The sequence below is a fragment of the Empedobacter sp. UBA3239 genome, from assembly GCF_002362875.1.
GTDB classification, from domain to species: domain Bacteria; phylum Bacteroidota; class Bacteroidia; order Flavobacteriales; family Weeksellaceae; genus Empedobacter; species Empedobacter falsenii_B.
Genome location: NZ_DEVJ01000001.1, coordinates 18,793 through 37,386 on the forward strand (window position 1 = coordinate 18,793; position 18,594 = coordinate 37,386).

Genomic DNA, 18,594 nt, shown 5'->3' on the forward strand with positions numbered 1-18,594 from the left:
AAGATTATGATGCGTTTTTTCAAAACTGGAAAAGGAGAATATGGCGAAGGAGATATTTTTCTCGGGATTTCTGTTCCGAATCAGCGTTTGATTGCGAAATAATTTTATCAACAAGTTTCGTTAAATGACATCGAAAATCTATTGAATTTTAATATTCACGAATACAGATTAACTGCTTTGTTGATGTTGGTTTCGAAGTACGAAAAATCAAAAGATGAAAAAGTGAGAAAAGATATCATCGATTTTTATCTTGCTCAAACTTCTCAAATCAACAATTGGATTTGGTTGACATAAGTTGTTATAAAATTTTGGGCCATTATTGTTTTCATCAAAAGCGAGAAGAATTACTTTTTGAATTGGCGGATTCTGAAGATTTGTGGGAAAAACGAATCGCAATTGTATCAACGATATATTTTATCAAACAAAAATCATTTTCAATTGTTCCAGAAATTATGTTGAAAAATCTTCATCATTCGCACGATTTAATGCACAAAGCAAATGGTTGGATGTTGCATGAAATGGGAAAAATGGACGAAGAAAAGTTGATTGAGTTTTTGGACGAATATACGTTGCAAATGCCAAGAACAACGTTGAGATATGCGCTCGAAAAAATTGATCCAATTCTCAAAAATTATTATATGAAATTGAAATAATTTGCATAAAAAAAGTCGCTCTGTGAGCGACTTTTGATTTTATATCAAGAATAAATTCTTACAAAATAACATGACCTAATTTTGTCAATTTTTGATGATCTAAAACTTTGATTTTTCGTCCTTCAACTTCGATTAATTCATCAGTTTTGAATTCAGAAATCAAACGAATTGCAGATTCTGTTGCTGTTCCAATCAAATTAGCCATTTCTTCGCGTGTCAACGAAATGTTGATAAATCCGTCTTTGTCTGTTCCTAATTTTCCTTCTAATAAAATTAAAACTTCAGCCAAACGTTCGCGAACTGTTTTTTGTGCTAAATAAGTGATTGTTCTGGCGTATTCTCCCAAATCTTTTGCAATTCTTTGTAAAATATTGAAAGCTAATTTTGGATTAACTTCTAATAATTTTAAGAAGAATTTTTCTGGAATATAATATATTTCAACTGGCGTCATTGCAGTTGCAGATGCGCCAAAAACTTCTTGACTTAAAATTGAGCGATAACCGATAATGTCACCTTCGTTGATAAAACGTAGAATTTGCTCTTTTCCATTAAAGCCAATTTTGAACAACTTAGCAGTTCCTTTCATTACGCAATATATACCTTTTGGTGTGTGACCTTCCTGTATAATTTCGTCTCCTTTTTTTAGGTTGATGATTTTCTTTTCTTGCTCAAACTCCAATAATTCTTCCTTACTAAAAACCCCGAAAGACTCTGGGTTATCAAACATCGCTTTAATCGATACTACATTCTCATTAAACTCTGACATATCTTGTTGTTATGACTTAATTCATACAAAGTTAACGTTAATTCTGATAAAAGGAAAGTAATTTTGTAAAATAGTATGGAAGAGAATTGTTTTCACTGTGGTCAACGAATTGAAGAAGAGGTTATTCAGTTCGATGAAAAGGATTTTTGTTGTCAGGGTTGTAAAACGGTTTACGAGATTTTAAACGTAAATAATCTAAAAGATTATTACGACCTTAATCGTAATGCAGGTTTGCGTCCTGATGAAAAAAGTAATCATCAATTTGATTTCTTAAACACAAAAGAAATCTTTGATAAAGTTGTCGATTTTTCAGATGACGGCGTTACAGTTGTGTCCTTTTATGTACCTGTAATGCACTGTACTTCGTGTGTTTGGTTGTTAGAAAGTTTGGATACGATTAACCCAAATATTATATCTTCTAATGTCAATTTTACACAAAAAACTGTTCAGATTACGTATCGTGATGCGGATTTGAAATTAGGTGATTTGGCAAGATTTATTACAAATTTAGGCTACAAACCTTCGATTAATCTAAAAACATTAGACAAAAAGAAAAAAAGCAAAGTCGATCGTTCTTTGGTGAGCAAATTGGTAATAGCAGGATTCTGTTTTGGGAATATTATGCTTTTATCTTTTCCAGAATATGTCGAAGTTTTTGGTAATGTAAAAGAACAATGGTTAGATCAAAACAAAGGATATTTCCGTTGGACAATGTTCGCGTTATCGTTGCCTGTTTTCTTTTATTCATCTACCGATTATTTTGTTTCGGCTTGGCAAGGTCTGAAAAATAAATATATCAATATCGATGTGCCAATTGCGTTAGGAATTATTGTGATTATGTTTAAATCGACTTATGATATCATTTTTGATATTTCGCCAGGTTACTTTGATACATTAGCGATGCTTTTATTTTTGATGTTGACAGGTAAATGGTTTCAGCAACAAACAATGCAAGCGTTGGCATTTGATCGAGATTACAAATCGTTTTATCCAATTGCAGTTGCGAAATTAGAAAATGGTTATGAACAACCAATTTTGTTGGCTGATTTGAAAAAAGGTGATCGAATTTTAATTAGAAATGAAGAAATTATTCCAGCTGATGCCATTTTGATGAAAGGTGAAGCGATGATTGATAACTCGTTTGTGACGGGAGAATCTCGCTTGATTCAGAAAAAAGCTGGAGACAAAATATTTGCTGGAGGAAAACAATCTGGTCATGCAATTGAGTTGGAAATTATTTCGGATGTTAATCAAAGTTATTTAACCCAATTATGGAACAATGATGCTTTCCAGAAAGAAGAATCTGAGTTGAATGCTTTGACGAATAAAATCAGTCATTATTTTACATTAATCATTCTTATTATTACAGCAATTTCTGCTGTTTATTGGTATTTCCACGATTCGTCAAAAATATTAGAAGTTGTTACATCTATCTTAATTATTGCTTGCCCTTGTGCGTTAGGTTTGTCTTCTCCGTTTATTTTGGGACACATGATGCGTATTTTTGGTAATAAGAAATTCTATGTAAAAAATACATCAACAGTCGAAAGAATGGAGAAAATTACAGATGTAGTTTTTGATAAAACGGGTACAATTACGGAAAGTGATGAAGCGCAAGTGCAATACGAGGGTAAAGAACTTTCTGAGTATCAAAAGCAATTGGTGAAAGCATTGATTAGAAACTCTAATCACCCTTTAAGCCGTACATTATATAAGAAGTTGACGGTTGATGATCATTTGCCAATTTCTAATTACGAAGAAATTGTAGGAAAAGGTCAGCAAGCTGATGTAGATGGACATCAAGTAAAAGTTGGTTCGAGAAGTTTTACGAATGCTATTTTTAATGAAAATAGATTAAATCAATCTCAAGTTTTTATAGCGATTGATGGAGAAGTTTTTGGTAAATTTGTGTATACCAATCGATATCGAAAAGGTTTAGATCGTTTATTGAAAGAGTTGGGTACATATCAGTTACACGTTTTGTCTGGGGATAATGATTCTGAAAAAGAATATTTAGAAACTATTTTTCCAGCCAATGCAAAATTGATTTTTAATCAATCGCCAACTGATAAGTTAGAATATATCAAACAATTGGAACAAGAAGGGAAGAAGGTGATGATGCTTGGAGATGGATTGAATGACGCTGGAGCTTTGAAACAAAGTACAGTAGGGATTTCTATTTCTGAGGATATTAACAGTTTTTCGCCTTCGTGTGATGGAATTTTGGATGCAAAAAGTTTTTCGGCAATTCCAAATTTCTTGAAGTTATCGAAGACCACGATGAAATTTGTAAAAATTGCTTTTTTCATCAGTTTCTTGTATAATATTGTTGGACTTAGTTTTGCTGTTTCTGGTTATTTACAGCCAGTTGTAGCGGCTATATTGATGCCAATAAGTTCTATTTCAGTGTTAATTTTTGCAACGGCAAGTACCCGAATTGCAGATAAATTAACAAAATGGAATTTAGATTGATTTTAAATTAGAGTTATACATACTGCTCTGACCAAAATCATTGTGATAAGAACTTAGGGCTTTGTAATTTTGTGGAGCTATGGGGATATTATTATTAATGATATTAGTTAGTGTCTCTTTGGGGGCAATTTTCCTTCTTTTATTCTTTTTAGGGTATAAGAAAGGACAATTTGATGAGGATGAATCCCCAGCAGTGAGAATGTTAAAAGATGATAAAAAAACACAAGATAAAATCGACTCATAATGCAAATGCAGACTTTTAGTTACGACAATAAGATCGTAAAGTATTTCCTTTATGCCACATTGTTTTGGGCAGTTATGGCATTTTTCTTTGGAGTATTGGTTGCAACTTTGTTGTTTTTTCCAACGTTACCAGAATACATCTTCGGATCGGATGATGGTACAATCGGAGGGAACATCCAAGGCTTAATCAATTCGCAAGGAAAACTTGGTTTTGGTAGATTAAGAATGATTCACACAACATTTGCGGTATTCGCCTTTGTTGGGAACTCTTTCTTTACTGGAGCTTATTATTCAATGCAAAGGTTGTTGAAAACCAGAATGTACAGCGATGTTTTAAGCTGGATCGTTTTCTGGGGATGGCAATTATTTATTGTATTATCATTTGTAACATTTATCTTAGGATACAACACTTCTAAAGAGTATGCTGAGCACGAATGGCCAATTGATATTTTAATCGCGTTAGTTTGGGTATTGTTTGGAGCACAAATGTTCTTAACGATTGCTAAGCGTCGTGTACGTCACTTGTACGTTGCAATTTGGTTCTATATCGGAACTTGGGCAGCAATTACAATGTTACACGTATTCAATAACTTGGAAATTCCAGTTACTTTTAGCTTAACAGCTCCAAAATCGTATTCTTTATACTCAGGAGTTCAAGATGCGTTAGTACAATGGTGGTATGGACATAATGCAGTAGCATTCTTCCTTACAACTCCAATTTTAGGTTTGATGTACTATTTTGTACCTAAAGCTGCAAATAGACCAGTATTCTCATACAAATTGTCTATTATTCACTTTTGGTCATTAATCTTCATTTATATTTGGGCTGGTCCACACCACTTGATTTATACATCATTGCCAGGTTGGGCACAAGCATTAGGGACAGGTTTCTCAATTATGCTTATTGCACCATCATGGGGAGGTATGTTAAATGGATTACTGACACTACGTGGAGCTTGGGATAAAGTAAGAGAAAATCCTATTTTGAAATTCTTTGTTGTAGCTTTAACATGTTATGGTATGGCCACATTTGAAGGTCCATTGCTAGCTACAAAAACATTAAATAAAATTGGTCACTTTACAGACTGGGTTCCTGCTCACGTACACGTAGGTACTTTAGGATGGAATGGATTTATCGCTTTTGGTATGATCTATTACTTAGCTCCAAAATTATTCAACACAAAATTAGCATCTGTTAAGATGGCTAATGCTCACTTCTGGATTGGTACTTTCGGTGTCTTATTCTGGGTAATTCCTATGTATGTTGCAGGATGGACACAAGGTTTAATGTGGAAACAATTCGCAGCAGACGGAACATTAGAATATGGTAACTTCTTACAAACAGTTACAATTCTTAAACAATGGTTATATCCATTACGTGCATTCGGTGGAACATTATACTTAATAGGAGCAATCTTAATGATTATCAATGTTTGGAGAACTGTAAAATCTGGACACTTTGTTGCAAATGAAGAAGCAGAGGCACCAGCATTAGCACCAAAAGCTTCTACACGTGCACAAGGAGAAGGTGTTCACTCTTGGATTGAGAGAACTCCATTGGTAATGACAATTGGAGCAGTATTAACTTTAGCAGTTGGTGGTTTAGTAGAGATTGTTCCTACAATCGTAGTAAAATCAAACGTACCTACAATCGCAAGTATCAAACCTTATACTCCGTTAGAATTAGAAGGACGTGATTTATATATTCGTGAAGGATGTAATGCTTGTCATACGCAAATGGTTCGTCCATTCCGTGACGAAGTAAAACGTTATGGTGAATACTCTAAAGCAGGAGAATTTGTTTACGATCACCCATTCTTATGGGGGTCTAAAAGAACTGGTCCAGACTTACACCGCGAAGGAGGTAAAAACCCAGATGCTTGGCATTACAAACACATGTGGAATCCACGTTCTACATCAGATGGTTCTATCATGCCTCGTTACCCTTGGTTAATTGATAATAAATTAGACCGTGAGTTGACGCGTGATAAAATGAAATCAATGGTTGCATTAGGTGTTCCTTATCAACAAGAAGATTTTGACAGTATGCAAGTTTCTATGAACAAACAAGCTTTAGCAATTGAGCAAACTATCTTTAAAGATGCATCTGACTTGAAAGAGTTATATGCGAAAAAAGAAGCAGAAGCTAAACAACAAGGTAAAGAGTTTGTTCCGTTAAGAGATCGTGAGATTACAGCGTTAATCGCATATTTACAACGTTTAGGAACAGATATAAAAGCTGAACAAGTAGAGACAGCAAGTAACTAATGTTAAAATATTATAAAGAATTCCTTTCTCAGTATGAGTATGCATCTTTGTTGCAGACATTAATCCTAATAGGATTTATAGCAGTCTTTGTGACGATTTTTGTTAAGGTTATGAAAAAACCAAAAGAGTATTACAAAGACAACGAGTCAGCAGCTTTAGATTTAGAACCAGAAGAGAACGAAAAAAATAATACAAAATGAGACAACGTACCCCGGCTTATATATTTATCCCATTAACGCTATTAGCAGTAATCTTAGCGTTTACAATGGTGACGCCAGTAGATGTGGTGCCAGAACCAGGTTTTCAAGGAATGATTCACAATTTATTGGAGCACTTGAAACATGTGTTTGCGCAAGGAATTTTCTGGGCAGTATTAGCAGTTGCAATCGTGATGCTTTTAATCATCAATGCTTTAAACAAAGTTGTTGAAGCAGAGAAATTTAAAAGATTATCTGAAGAAGAACAAGCTAAATATTTAGAAGATGGTAAAATAGGTTACTTCAAAAGATTGTTCAGTAGTGCTGGTAAAAAACAATCAGACGAAGAAGAAGAATCTATTATCTTAGATCACGGTTTTGACGGAATCAAAGAGTTAGACAATGCTTTACCACAATGGTGGTTATCATTATTCTACTTTGGTGTAGTATTTATGGTAGTTTACGTAATGGCATATAGCTTCACAGACTTTGCTCACATGGACAAAGAATACGAAGAAGAAATGGTTTACAAAGATGCGCAAGATAGTATTTGGGCAGTTGCAAATGATATTGATATCACAGGAGCTGTAAACAAATCTAACGATCCTGCAATCGTAGAACAAGGTAAAAAAATCTTTGAGCAAAATTGTACACAATGTCACATGGAAGGTGGTAAAGGAGGTATTGGACCAAACTTAACGGATGATTACTGGGTGAATCATGTAGAAGATAGTTTATTCAAAAATATTTATCACATTGTTTACAATGGATCTCCTCACAATCCTCAAATGCGTGCATTTGGACAACGTAAAGAGTTATCTGGATTAGCAATTGAGAAAGTAGCTTCTTACGTATATTACATCAACCAAAAAGAACCTACGAAAACAGTTGCAGAAGGTGCAGCTGCTCCTCAAGGTGACTTAATGGAAGCATGGAAACAAAAGTAATTGATTGAATAATTACAACAAATATCATATTGAAAGAGAGCTTATTTATAAGCTCTCTTTTCTTTTTTAGTCGTAAATTTGTATATATTTAAAATTCACTATAATGAGTGTTCAAAATTCTGACCCAAAAGATGAATTTAATTTAGACGATTATTTGGATGAAAACAGCCAAATGAACGAAGATGTTCGTAGTTCCATTGGAACCATGGAGCGAACCGGAGAACGTAAATGGGTTTATCCTAAAAAACCAAAAGGTAAGTTTACAAACTATAGGACGTATGTAAGTTATGTATTGTTAGCAATATTAATCTTAGCGCCTTTCTTTAAATTACCTAATGGAAATCCATTGTTCAAATTTGATGTTTTGCACAGCCAATTCATTTTATTTGGTTTTCCATTTTTTACATCAGACTTCTTCCTTTTAGCTTTAGGAATGATCACGACAATTATTTTCATCGTATTATTTACCATGGCTTATGGTCGTTTGTTCTGCGGATGGGTATGTCCGCAAACAATTTTCTTGGAAATGGTTTTTCGAAAAATAGAATACGCCATAGAAGGAGATAGAGCAAAACAAATTAGATTAGATAAACAAGATTGGGACGAAGAAAAAATTCGTAAAAAATTATTGAAATGGACCATCTTCGCTATCATTTCATTTATTATTGCTAATGTTTTCTTAGCGTATATTATTGGAGCTGATGCTTTATACGCAGTTATAAAAGAAGGGCCAGCCGAAAATGTAGGAACATTGGTTGGATTAGTTTTCTTCTCAGCAATGTTTTATTTCGTATTCGCATGGTTCCGCGAACAAGCGTGTACATTGGTTTGTCCTTACGGACGTTTCCAAGGTGTATTAATTGATTCGCATACAATCAATGTAACATACGATTTTAAACGTGGTGAAGGAACAGCTGGTCGAGCAAAATTCAAAAAGAACGAAGATCGTAAAGCAAAAGGAAAAGGGGATTGTATTGACTGTGGTCAATGTGTTGTTGTTTGTCCTACTGGAATTGATATTCGTAACGGAATCCAATTAGAATGTGTTAACTGTACAGCTTGTATTGATGCATGCGACGAAGTAATGGAAAAAGTCGGTTTACCAACAGGATTGATTCGTTATGCTTCGGAAGATGATATCAAACGTGGCGAAAAATTCAAATTCACAAAACGATTAGCTGCTTATACATTTGCTTTATTATTATTAATTGGAGCAATGACAGCTTTCTTGTTCTCTCGGTCTGATGTAGAATCTAAATACCTTAAAGTTCCTGGAACAGATTACAAGGTAGAAGGTAAATATTACGTTAATCAATTCGAGTATACATTGTACAATAAAACAAATGCAGACCAAATTGTAACAGTTCAATTGCTATCACACAAAAACTCAAAAGTAGAAATGTACGAAGGCGAGAATAAATTGAACATGGAAAAAGGTCAAATCATCCAAGGAAAATTCTTCTTGAAAATTCCAATGGATGAAGTTAAATCGTACAAAGAAAAAGTAGTGATTGGATTAGTCAATCAAAAAGGAAAAGTAATCGATAAATACGAAACGAGCTTCTCAGCTCCATTCAAATATTAATCATATGAAGTTAAATTGGGGACATTATGTAGCAATTGCTTTGGGATGTTTTATGATATTCATTCTATCGTTGTTATATTTTGCAGGAGATACAGGCGGAATGGTAACCGAGGATTATTACGAAAAAGAAATTCATTTTCAGGATGAAATAAATGCAGAAAAACGAGCAAATGCTTTGACCGAGAAACCAGAAGTTATTGTACAAGCAAATGGATTTTTATTTAAATTTCCAGCAACTACTGCTTCCGATTTTAAAGGAGATATTTTTTTGATGCGTAATGATGACGAAACAAAAGATGTCAAAATGCCGATTAAATTATCTGATAAAAAGAATTTTTTAGTACCATCTGTTAAGTTAATTGATGGAGAATACGAATTAACTTTAAGCTGGAAAGAAAATAATCAAACTTATTTGATTAAAAAGTCCATTCGATGGATTTCACAATAGTTATAATAGCATTATCCATAGGTCTTACATCGTCCCTGCATTGCGTGGGGATGTGCGGACCTATTGCTTTATCTTTGGGATTAGAATCTCAAAACAAACTAAAATTTACACTTCGTAATTTGACTTATCAATTAGGACGTGTAACCACTTATACAATTTTAGGTGCAATTTTAGGATTGATTGGCGAATCATTTTCATTTGTTGGATTACAAAATTATCTAAGTATTTTGATTGGAGTTTTGATGATTATTATGGTCATGATTCCAAAATTTTACGAAAATGGTGCTACGCAACTTCGTCCTGTAAACGCCTTGATGGTAAAAGTAAAACTCTCTCTTGGTAAATTCTTAATCAAGAAAGATTCTTCCTCTCTTTATATAGTTGGTCTATTAAACGGACTTTTACCTTGCGGAATGGTTTACGCTTCACTTACAGCAGCCATTGGTTTAGGATCAGTTTACAAAAGTGCACTATTCATGTTCTTCTTTGGACTTGGAACCTTGCCTTTAATGTTTGCCACCGTTTTATTTGGTAATTTTTTATCAGTGAAACAACGTCAAACTATCTTAAAAATCTTACCAATTATCACACTTATTTTGGGTGTATTATTTATCCTTCGCGGATTAGAATTAAACATTCCTTTCATTTCACCAGCCAAAGAAGCACTTCAGCTAAATGGAATGGATGAGCATTGTATGTAAATTTATTTGTAATTAATTGAATTTTTGAATTTGAAAAATTCAAAAATTATTATTTTATCCTTATTAATTTCAATAATAATATTATTTATAGTTCAACATTTTGGAAAAGTATTTGAACAAAGTCCATTAGAATCTGACGGATTATATCCTTGTGAAAAAATTATGAGGGTTATTTTGAACCATTACCTTATTCATTTGATAAAAATTATGATGATAAATTAAGATGTTCTAGTCTTAAAACGAGAGTAACGTTTAATAATCCTATTAGTGAGTGATAAAGGGTATTCAAACGATTATTTTAAAACTGTATTTACATTTCCTCCGTTTAGTACTGACGGTTATATTTCAAACCAACAACAATATGAAAAACTAAAAATTGATTTCTCAAAATATTTAATTCAAATCAATTGAAGCCCTGTCAAGATTTAAATCTTGACAGGGCTTTCATTAAAATCAATACTTTCATCCTTACAAAATAAATCGTATTTTTGACGTTATCACTATATGTAGTGTAACTAAATAAACATCAAAATGATAACACAATTAAGAGGTAAATTAATCGAGATTTATCCAACAAATGCTGTAATAGATTGTAATGGGGTCGGATATTGGGTCAATATTTCACTAAATACATATTCTACTTTAGAACACGAAGAATTGGTTACAATTTTTACACATTTGATTGTTCGCGAAGATGCACATATACTTTATGGGTTTGCTACAAAACTAGAACGAGAAATTTTTCAGAAATTAATTAGTGTTAACGGTGTTGGTCCAGCTTCTGGAATGATGATTATTTCGACACTTTCTTCCAAAGAAATTGCAACTGCAATCGCTCAAGAAGATGCCAGATTATTGCAAAGTGTAAAAGGAATTGGAGCTAAAACAGCGCAAAGAATCATCATTGACTTGAAAGATAAATTGGATCAAAATTTAATATTAGATGTTAATTCTACTTCGGTTAAAAATAAATCTAAGAATGAAGCGTTATCTGCTTTAGAAGTTTTAGGAATTCCTAAAAAATCTGCAGAGAAAATAATGGACAAAATCCTACAAGATCAGCCAGATGCAGACGTGGAATTCTTAGTAAAAGAAACATTGAAGAAAATTTAATGAAGATTCATAACGAACCAAAAACTATTCGTAAAGGCTCTACTATAGCAGCTTTGTGTTTCCTTTTTGCAATGGGAACTATGAGCGATGTGATGGCTCAGGAAAGTGATACGCTTAAGTTTCCTATCCGAGATCAAAAAGGTGGATTGTTTTTAGATAATCAAATAAAATACGATGTACAATATGATGCGATAAAGCGTCAGTATATTTTATATCCTCAAATTGGAACAAGTTTAGTTTCCGAACCTATCTATTTGACACGTCAAGAATACCTGACTTTGGTTCAGAATCAAGACATGAAAAATTATTTCCGAGTAAAATCTCAAACCAACGATCAATTTTATCGTGAAGAACGTTTTGGAGATAAGGGAGGAAAAAAAGAAGGAAGTATTTTACCAAGTTTTAAGGTGAAATCCAAAGCTTTCGAAACTATTTTTGGTGGATCAGAAATTTCATTGATTCCGCAAGGTTATGCAAATTTAGAATTGGGTGTTTTCTTGCAAAAGATAGATAATCCAATGTTGTTGCCACAAAACCGTCAAACGCTTACAATGGATCTTAACCAACGTATGCAATTGAGTATTTTGGGTAAAGTCGGAGAAAATCTTCAGATGAAAGTGAATTATGATACGCAAGCTGGTTTTGGCTTCGAAAATCAAATGAAACTTCAGTGGAGAAAGGCTTTAGGGAATAAATTAGATCCATTTGGTGGAGAAGATGATATCCTACAAAATATTGAGGTTGGTAATATTTCGATGCCGCTTAGTACTTCGTTGATTACAGGGGCGCAATCACTTTTTGGAGTTAGAACAGATCTTAAATTTGGTCGTACAAATGTATCGGCTGTCTTTTCAGAGCAACGTTCAGAATCTAAAAATATCGTGGTTCAAGGAGGTGGTGTGATGACTGATTTTAAAGTCGCTGCCGAAAAATATGAATACAATAGACACTTTTTCTTAGGTCAATTTTTTAGAAATAGTTACGATAGAGCGTTAGCAAATTATCCTGCAGTTAACAGTAATATCAATATCAGTAATATTGAGGTTTGGAAAGTTGATAAATCTGGAGGGAATCAACAGAATAGACGTTCTATTATCGCTTTGCGAGATATTGCAGAAGGTGATACAGCGCCTCAAAATAGTAGTAATGCCTTATTTAATGAGATTAATTCTCAAGGTTTTACTAAGATTAGTGATGCAAGAAGTTATTTGAACGGATATTCTTTCAATGGAGAACAATTTCAGGATGGAGAAAACTTTATCGTCAACGAAAATGTTCGTAAACTTGATGCTTCCGAATTCACTTTTTATCCAAAATTAGGATACATTTCCTTGAATACGCCTTTGGTTGATGGTGAAGATTTATTAGCGGTTTCGTTTCAATATTCGTTAAGCTCTGATCCGACAAAATTATACAAAGTTGGACAAATGTCGAGCGAGACAGATAAACCAATTATTGCGAAATTAATCAAACCAAATTCTGCAGTTAATGTGGCTTCGCCAATGTGGGATTTGATGATGAAAAATATTTATTCGTTAAATGCTTATGGTGTTTCGAGTGAAGATTTTTTGATGAATATTAATTTCAAGGATAATGGAGAACAATCTTCTGGAAAATTAAATTACTTACCAAATTCTGCTGTTTCAGAGCAATCGTTAATTCAAGTTCTGAACATGGATAGATTAAATTCGAACGGACAATTACAACAAAATCCTGACGGAAGTAAAGGTGATGGTTTATTCGATTTTCAACCAGGGTTAACAATTGATACAGAAAGAGGAAACATTATTTTTACTTCTGTAGAACCTTTTGGTAAATATTTGAGCAATAAATTACAAGGTCAAAATCAAGAATACGTTTTCAATCAAATTTATCGTCAATTACCAAATACTCTTTCTGGCGAAAAATTAGCTAATCGTTATACGTTAGAAGGTCGTTACAAAGGAACAGTGACAGATGGTATTCCATTAGGAGCTTTTAATGTGCCGCAAGGTTCTGTTAAGGTAACTTCAGGTGGAGCAACATTGACGGAAGGCGTAGATTATACGGTAGATTATCAGTTGGGGCGTGTAAAAATCATTAATGAACAATTGAAAAATTCTGGAGCACCAATTAATGTTTCTTTAGAAAATCAATCTACATTTAATTTACAGAAAAAACGTTTCATGGGAATTAATGTCGAGCATAAATTTAGTGATAAGTTTATGTTAGGTGGAACTTTAATTAATTACCAAGAACGTCCAGTTACGCAAAAAACACAATTTGGTTCAGAACCTGTGAATAACACAATTGTTGGACTTAATACACAATATAACTCAGAAGCTGAGTGGTTAACTCGTTTAACAAATAAAATTCCGGGAATCAAAACGGACCAAATGTCGAACATTAGTGTTCAGGCAGAGGCGGCTTATTTGATGCCAGGAATGAACAAAGTGACAGGAGGTTATTCTTATATAGACGATTTCGAAGATGCACAATCGCGCATTAGTTTATTAGATGTTGGTTCATGGAAATTTGGATCAACACCAGGAAAACCTGCTGGATATTCTGCTTCTGGTTACCACCCGTTCTTCCCAAATGGAATGAAAAATGACGATTTATCATTCAACAATGGTCGTCGTATGTTATCGTGGTATTCTATCGATCCTCGTTTTTATGGGATGGGAGGAAGCTCGCCTTTAACAGATCAACAAATGTCAACGCATATGGCGCGTCGCATTAAGCTGAAAGAGCTTTTCGATCAACGTGATGTAATGGCTGGTACAAATTCATACATCAGCACATTAGATATGACATTCTATCCGCAAGAACGTGGACCTTATAATGTTAATCCAAATGCAGTAGATACGAAAAACTGGGGAGCAATTATGCGTCCTATTTCAGTTTCTAACTTCAAAGATTCGAATGTGGAATACATCGAGTTTTGGATGATGGATCCTTATGCAGATGGAAAAGGTGGAGAAGGAGAGCTATTGGTACATTTAGGAAATGTTTCGGAAGATGTCTTAAAAGACGGCGAAATGATGTACGAAAATGGATTGCCTCATTCTGGAAATGGTGCGGCGACTGTTGCTTCTAAATGGGGATTAACACCTCAGTTAAATCCAATTTTATATGCTTTTGATACGGAAGGAGCTGCCCGAAAACAACAAGATTTGGGTTATAATGGATTAACAGATGAGGAAGAAGCACAACGTTATGGAATAACGAGTAATAATTTAGTAACAGGAGAATTAGATCCTGCGAATGATAATTATTTATTCTTCTTAGATGATCGCTTTAGAGGTGCATCAATCGGGAATACGGTTCAAGATCGTTACCGTTATTTCAGAAATCCACAAGGAAATAATTCAACTGATAATCCTTTACATGCATCATCTTTAACGCCAGATACAGAAGATATTAATGGTGATTTCAATTTAGATCAGACAGAAAACTATAATCAGTATACGTTAAAAATTAACCGTCAAACGTTAGAAGATCCAAACAATAAATTTATTGTTGCAAGAAAAACGGTTCAAGGAGAATTTCCAGACAAAACGAAACATGATGTTAAATGGTATCAAGTTCGTATTCCTGTTGACAACTTTGATTTAGATCTTGACGGAGATGGAGTAGAAGAGTTAAACAATGATGCGTCTATTGCGCAAGCAGAAAGCGTATTAACAGCTGCTCGTTTTATGCGTATGGTGATGCGAGGTTTCGAGGAAGAAACAACTCTTCGTTTTGGTACGTTTGATTTAGTTCGTTCTGAATGGCGTCGTTATACCAAAAACATTTATCCTTATATTATTAGTAATCAAGAGGGTTACGAAGACGATAAAAATATTGATGATTTAGAAGTTGGTGAGGTTAGTATCGAACGAAATGGTACTGATCGCCCTCGTTATATGATTCCTCCTGGAGTTTATCGTGAACAAACACAAGGAACAACGGGATATCAATCTCAGAACGAAGCTTCGATGACATTGAAAGCGAAGTTTAAACCAGGAAGTACTTCAAAAGCTATTTTTAAGAATACAAATTTAGATTTGCGTCGATACAAAAAATTACAAATGTTTGTATCTGCTCAAAACTTATTAGATAGAGCTTCAAATGCGATTGATAATGGTACAAAATTATTTATTCGTGTAGGTAGTGATTATACAGATAATTACTATGAATATGAAATGCCGTTGAAATATACGCCACAAAGTTCTGCAACAGAAAGCACAGTTTGGCCAGATGAAAACTTTATCGATCTGAATACAGATTTGTTTACAGATGCTAAAAAACAAAGGGATGCTGATGGTTTCAGTACATTGCAACGTTTCAATTTTGCTTTTGATCAAGAGAATCCAAACAAAACGGTTTATGTAAAAGGACGTCCAACATTGGGGAATGTATCTTCGATTATGATTGGGGTTCGTAATACTTCTGGACCATCTGATAAAGAAGTTTTACTTTGGGTAAATGAACTTCGTCTGAGCGAAATCGATAACCAAGGAGGTTATGCAGCTTCCGCAAATGTGCAGTTCAATTTAGGTGACTTCGCAAATGTACAAGTCTCAGGAAGCACAAGTTCTGTAGGTTTTGGTGCGATAGACCAAGGTCCTGCAAATCGTAATCAGGACGAATCATTACAATACGCGTTGAATGCACAAGTAAAATTAGATAAATTCTTACCAAAGAAATGGGGAATGGAAATTCCGTTCGATTTTACAATTCAGGAAAGTTTTGTCGATCCAAAATATAATCCGTTAGACAACGATATTATTTTTGATGAAGCGCCTAATAAAGCCGAATTAGAAAAAGTTGTTCGTACTTATACACAGTTTAAAAGTTTTGCTTTTAATAACATTCGAAAAGTTAGATCAACAAATAACAACAATCCTGTTCGTTTTTACGATCCTTCTAACTTTTCAGTTTCGATGATGTATTCGGATAATTATTACCGTGATATTTATACGCAATACAATGTAAATCAGCAATTAAGAGCGTCGATTAATTATAATTTCGGATTTAGAGGAAAATCGTACGAGCCTTTCAAAAAATGGCGTGCGGTTCAACCAAAAGAGGAATCAGGAAAATATTTACAATTTATTCGTGAATTTAATGTGAATCCTTTGCCAACACGTTTCTCTTTCCGTACAGAGATTGCGCGTACATATAGCGAAAGACAATATCGAGATATCAGTCAATATTTAGGAGGAGGAAGTTCTTCGAGCTTAATGCGTCCGACATATAGTAACAATTTCTTGTTCAATTGGCAATATAATTTAGGTTTTGATTTGACAAAATCGTTGCGTTTAGATTTAACATCTTCGACAATGACGTTGAATGATGGAACAACTTTCCAGCGTGCAGATCAAGATATGATTTGGCAAAATATGTTTACAATTGGACGTCCAGTTCAGTATGATCAACAATTTCAGGTGAATTATAAATTACCTTTAAAATTCTTCCCATATCTAAATTGGATGAATGTTGAAGCTAGATTTACTTCGAATTATAACTGGATTGCAACTTCTACTGCTTACAGAAATTTTGAGACAGAAGTTACAAATCCTGATGGTTCTACATCAACACGAATTGCGAATTTAGGTAGAGGTACAGCTCAAAACTCGAATTCGATCAACTTGATGGGAGATTTAGATTTTGCAAAATTTTATCCGGAATTTAAAGGATACAAACGTTACGATTCGATCTTAAAAGGACGTCGAGCAGAGATTGATTCGTTGAATACAGTTTACACAAATTTATTTGCTAAAAAACGTCGTACAAACAAGAAATCAGCTTATAAATTCAAACATAAATTTACAGCAAAAGATTATGGTTGGATGGTTTTATCATCGTTAAAACGAGCTAATTTTACATTTAATCAAACAAATGGAGCTGTAATTCCAGGATTATTATACGAGCCAGGTTTCTTTGGTGTTGATGGTAAAAATGGACCAAGTTTAGGTTTCGTTTATGGAACACAATTCGATATTAAACGACAATTAGTTGAAAGAGGATTGATTGTTGGCGATGAATTGATGACGGATGCGTATCAAATTACAAAAGGTTCTGATTTTAATGGAACTGCTTTGATTGAGCCAATTCCAGATTTACGAATTGATTTGAGTGCAAAACGTACAAAAGATCGTCGTATTTATCATTCAGGATTCAATTTAGCAGTCGAAAATCCTTACATTGATGAATTAGCAAATCTTAATATTTCGACCGTAAATATCAAAACAGCTTTCAAAGATGGAGATGCAATTTTTGAGCAATTCCTAACAAATACTAAAACTATTTCTGGACGTTTAGCACAAAAAAGAGGTAGCGGAAATGTAGATGGACTTGGTTATTACGAAGGATTTAATGCAAGAAGTTCTGATGTACTTTTACCAGCATTTTTAGCGGCGGTGCAAGGAAAAGATGCAGGTTCGTCTAAATTAGGATACAATCGTTCTATTCCGGTTCCGAACTGGCGCGTAACGTACACAGGATTGAAATCTGTTCCAATTATCAATAAATATTTTGATAATGTTGAGGTTTCGAGTTCATATAATTCGACTTACACAACAACAGGAATTCAGTCTAATCCAAACTTCATGTTAGATACAGGAATTATGGGTGGTGGACAAGTGACTGGTAAAGATGAAAATGGAAACTTCTATACGCAGAATTTATATGGAGCCGTTACGATGATCGAATCATTTTCACCATTATTGGGAGTGGATTTAACATTCCGTAACAGTATGCAATTACGTGCGCAATATAACAGAGATCGTTTATTATCATTAAGCACAACAAATTATACGTATACAGAAGATTATGGATCTGAATATATTGTTGGATTTGGATATATTTTCAAAGATTTCAAAATGAAAATTCGTTACCAAGGAAATCAGAAAACAATCAAAGGTGACTTAAATATTCGTGGAGATTTCTCATTAAGAGATAATCAAACAACAATTCGAAAAGTAATTTATAACTTTGATGACGTACAAAATCCAAACGTACCAACAAGTATTTATGGAGATTCGCAAATTACAGGTGGACAGCGAATTATGACGTTTAAGATAACGGCAGATTATAACGTAAGTAAGAATTTGAACTTGAGATTCTATTGGGATCAGATGATGAGTAAATATAAAATTTCAACAGCTTTTCCAATTTCTCAAATTCGTGCCGGATTTAGTGCTACCTTTACATTCGGAAATTAAAAAAACAA

At 33.8% G+C, this 18,594-nt stretch carries 10 protein-coding genes and 1 pseudogene; 10 read left to right on the plus strand and 1 reads right to left on the minus strand.

Going from position 1 to position 18,594, the window contains the following annotated elements; genetic code table 11:
- Positions 1-9: 9 nt before the first annotated feature.
- Positions 10-653 (plus strand): annotated as a pseudogene (locus tag B4G36_RS00080) (DNA alkylation repair protein).
- A gap of 58 nt (positions 654-711) precedes the next feature.
- On the opposite strand, the gene B4G36_RS00085 reads toward B4G36_RS00080, so the two are convergent.
- A complete protein-coding gene (locus B4G36_RS00085) occupies positions 712-1,419 on the minus strand; it encodes a Crp/Fnr family transcriptional regulator (protein ID WP_125349884.1) in 708 nt (235 codons plus the stop codon).
- Positions 1,420-1,494: 75 nt separating this feature from the next.
- Between B4G36_RS00085 and B4G36_RS00090 the strand changes: the two genes are divergently transcribed.
- From B4G36_RS00090 to sprA, 9 genes are all read left to right on the plus strand, one after another.
- Entirely contained in the window at positions 1,495-3,891 is a 2,397-nt protein-coding gene (locus B4G36_RS00090; protein ID WP_286495317.1) for a heavy metal translocating P-type ATPase, read from the plus strand.
- Positions 3,892-3,970: 79 nt separating this feature from the next.
- Entirely contained in the window at positions 3,971-4,135 is a 165-nt protein-coding gene (gene ccoS / locus B4G36_RS00095) for a cbb3-type cytochrome oxidase assembly protein CcoS (RefSeq protein WP_019974626.1), read from the plus strand.
- The gene (ccoO, locus tag B4G36_RS00100; RefSeq protein ID WP_291061096.1) at positions 4,135-6,402 is read left to right on the plus strand and encodes a cytochrome-c oxidase, cbb3-type subunit II; all 2,268 of its coding nucleotides are present in this window, start codon (positions 4,135-4,137) and stop codon (positions 6,400-6,402) included. The genes ccoS and ccoO overlap by 1 nt, the downstream gene beginning before the upstream one ends.
- A 196-nt stretch (positions 6,403-6,598) precedes the next feature.
- Complete coding sequence (locus tag B4G36_RS00105) at positions 6,599-7,546, plus strand: cbb3-type cytochrome c oxidase N-terminal domain-containing protein (RefSeq protein WP_114997968.1); 948 nt, start codon at positions 6,599-6,601, stop codon at positions 7,544-7,546.
- A gap of 103 nt (positions 7,547-7,649) precedes the next feature.
- On the plus strand, positions 7,650-9,131 hold the full coding sequence (gene ccoG / locus B4G36_RS00110) for a cytochrome c oxidase accessory protein CcoG (RefSeq protein WP_221854265.1): 1,482 nt from the start codon (positions 7,650-7,652) through the stop codon (positions 9,129-9,131).
- Between the two features lie 4 nt (positions 9,132-9,135).
- Positions 9,136-9,579 (plus strand): FixH family protein, encoded by a 444-nt coding sequence (locus tag B4G36_RS00115; RefSeq protein WP_286495315.1) that lies wholly within the window; start codon positions 9,136-9,138, stop codon positions 9,577-9,579.
- Positions 9,564-10,280, plus strand: coding sequence for a sulfite exporter TauE/SafE family protein (locus tag B4G36_RS00120; RefSeq protein WP_280051212.1), 717 nt, complete (start codon positions 9,564-9,566; stop codon positions 10,278-10,280). The genes B4G36_RS00115 and B4G36_RS00120 overlap by 16 nt, the downstream gene beginning before the upstream one ends.
- Positions 10,281-10,811: 531 nt before the next feature.
- The gene (gene ruvA, locus B4G36_RS00125; RefSeq protein WP_219033851.1) at positions 10,812-11,393 is read left to right on the plus strand and encodes a Holliday junction branch migration protein RuvA; all 582 of its coding nucleotides are present in this window, start codon (positions 10,812-10,814) and stop codon (positions 11,391-11,393) included.
- Positions 11,393-18,586 carry a cell surface protein SprA gene (sprA, locus tag B4G36_RS00130; RefSeq protein ID WP_291061103.1) on the plus strand — a complete coding sequence of 2,398 codons (7,194 nt, stop codon included), beginning with the start codon at positions 11,393-11,395 and terminating at the stop codon, positions 18,584-18,586. The genes ruvA and sprA overlap by 1 nt, the downstream gene beginning before the upstream one ends.
- Positions 18,587-18,594: the final 8 nt, after the last annotated feature.

Bases quoted from the DNA above. Each gene is read 5' to 3' on its own strand.
- B4G36_RS00085 (WP_125349884.1), bottom strand. From the start codon at position 1,419: ATGTCAGAGTTTAATGAGAATGTAGTATCGATTAAAGCGATGTTTGAT.
- B4G36_RS00090 (WP_286495317.1), top strand. From the start codon at position 1,495: ATGGAAGAGAATTGTTTTCACTGTGGTCAACGAATTGAAGAAGAGGTT.
- ccoS (WP_019974626.1), top strand. From the start codon at position 3,971: ATGGGGATATTATTATTAATGATATTAGTTAGTGTCTCTTTGGGGGCA.
- ccoO (WP_291061096.1), top strand. From the start codon at position 4,135: ATGCAAATGCAGACTTTTAGTTACGACAATAAGATCGTAAAGTATTTC.
- B4G36_RS00105 (WP_114997968.1), top strand. From the start codon at position 6,599: ATGAGACAACGTACCCCGGCTTATATATTTATCCCATTAACGCTATTA.
- ccoG (WP_221854265.1), top strand. From the start codon at position 7,650: ATGAGTGTTCAAAATTCTGACCCAAAAGATGAATTTAATTTAGACGAT.
- B4G36_RS00115 (WP_286495315.1), top strand. From the start codon at position 9,136: ATGAAGTTAAATTGGGGACATTATGTAGCAATTGCTTTGGGATGTTTT.
- B4G36_RS00120 (WP_280051212.1), top strand. From the start codon at position 9,564: ATGGATTTCACAATAGTTATAATAGCATTATCCATAGGTCTTACATCG.
- ruvA (WP_219033851.1), top strand. From the start codon at position 10,812: ATGATAACACAATTAAGAGGTAAATTAATCGAGATTTATCCAACAAAT.
- sprA (WP_291061103.1), top strand. From the start codon at position 11,393: ATGAAGATTCATAACGAACCAAAAACTATTCGTAAAGGCTCTACTATA.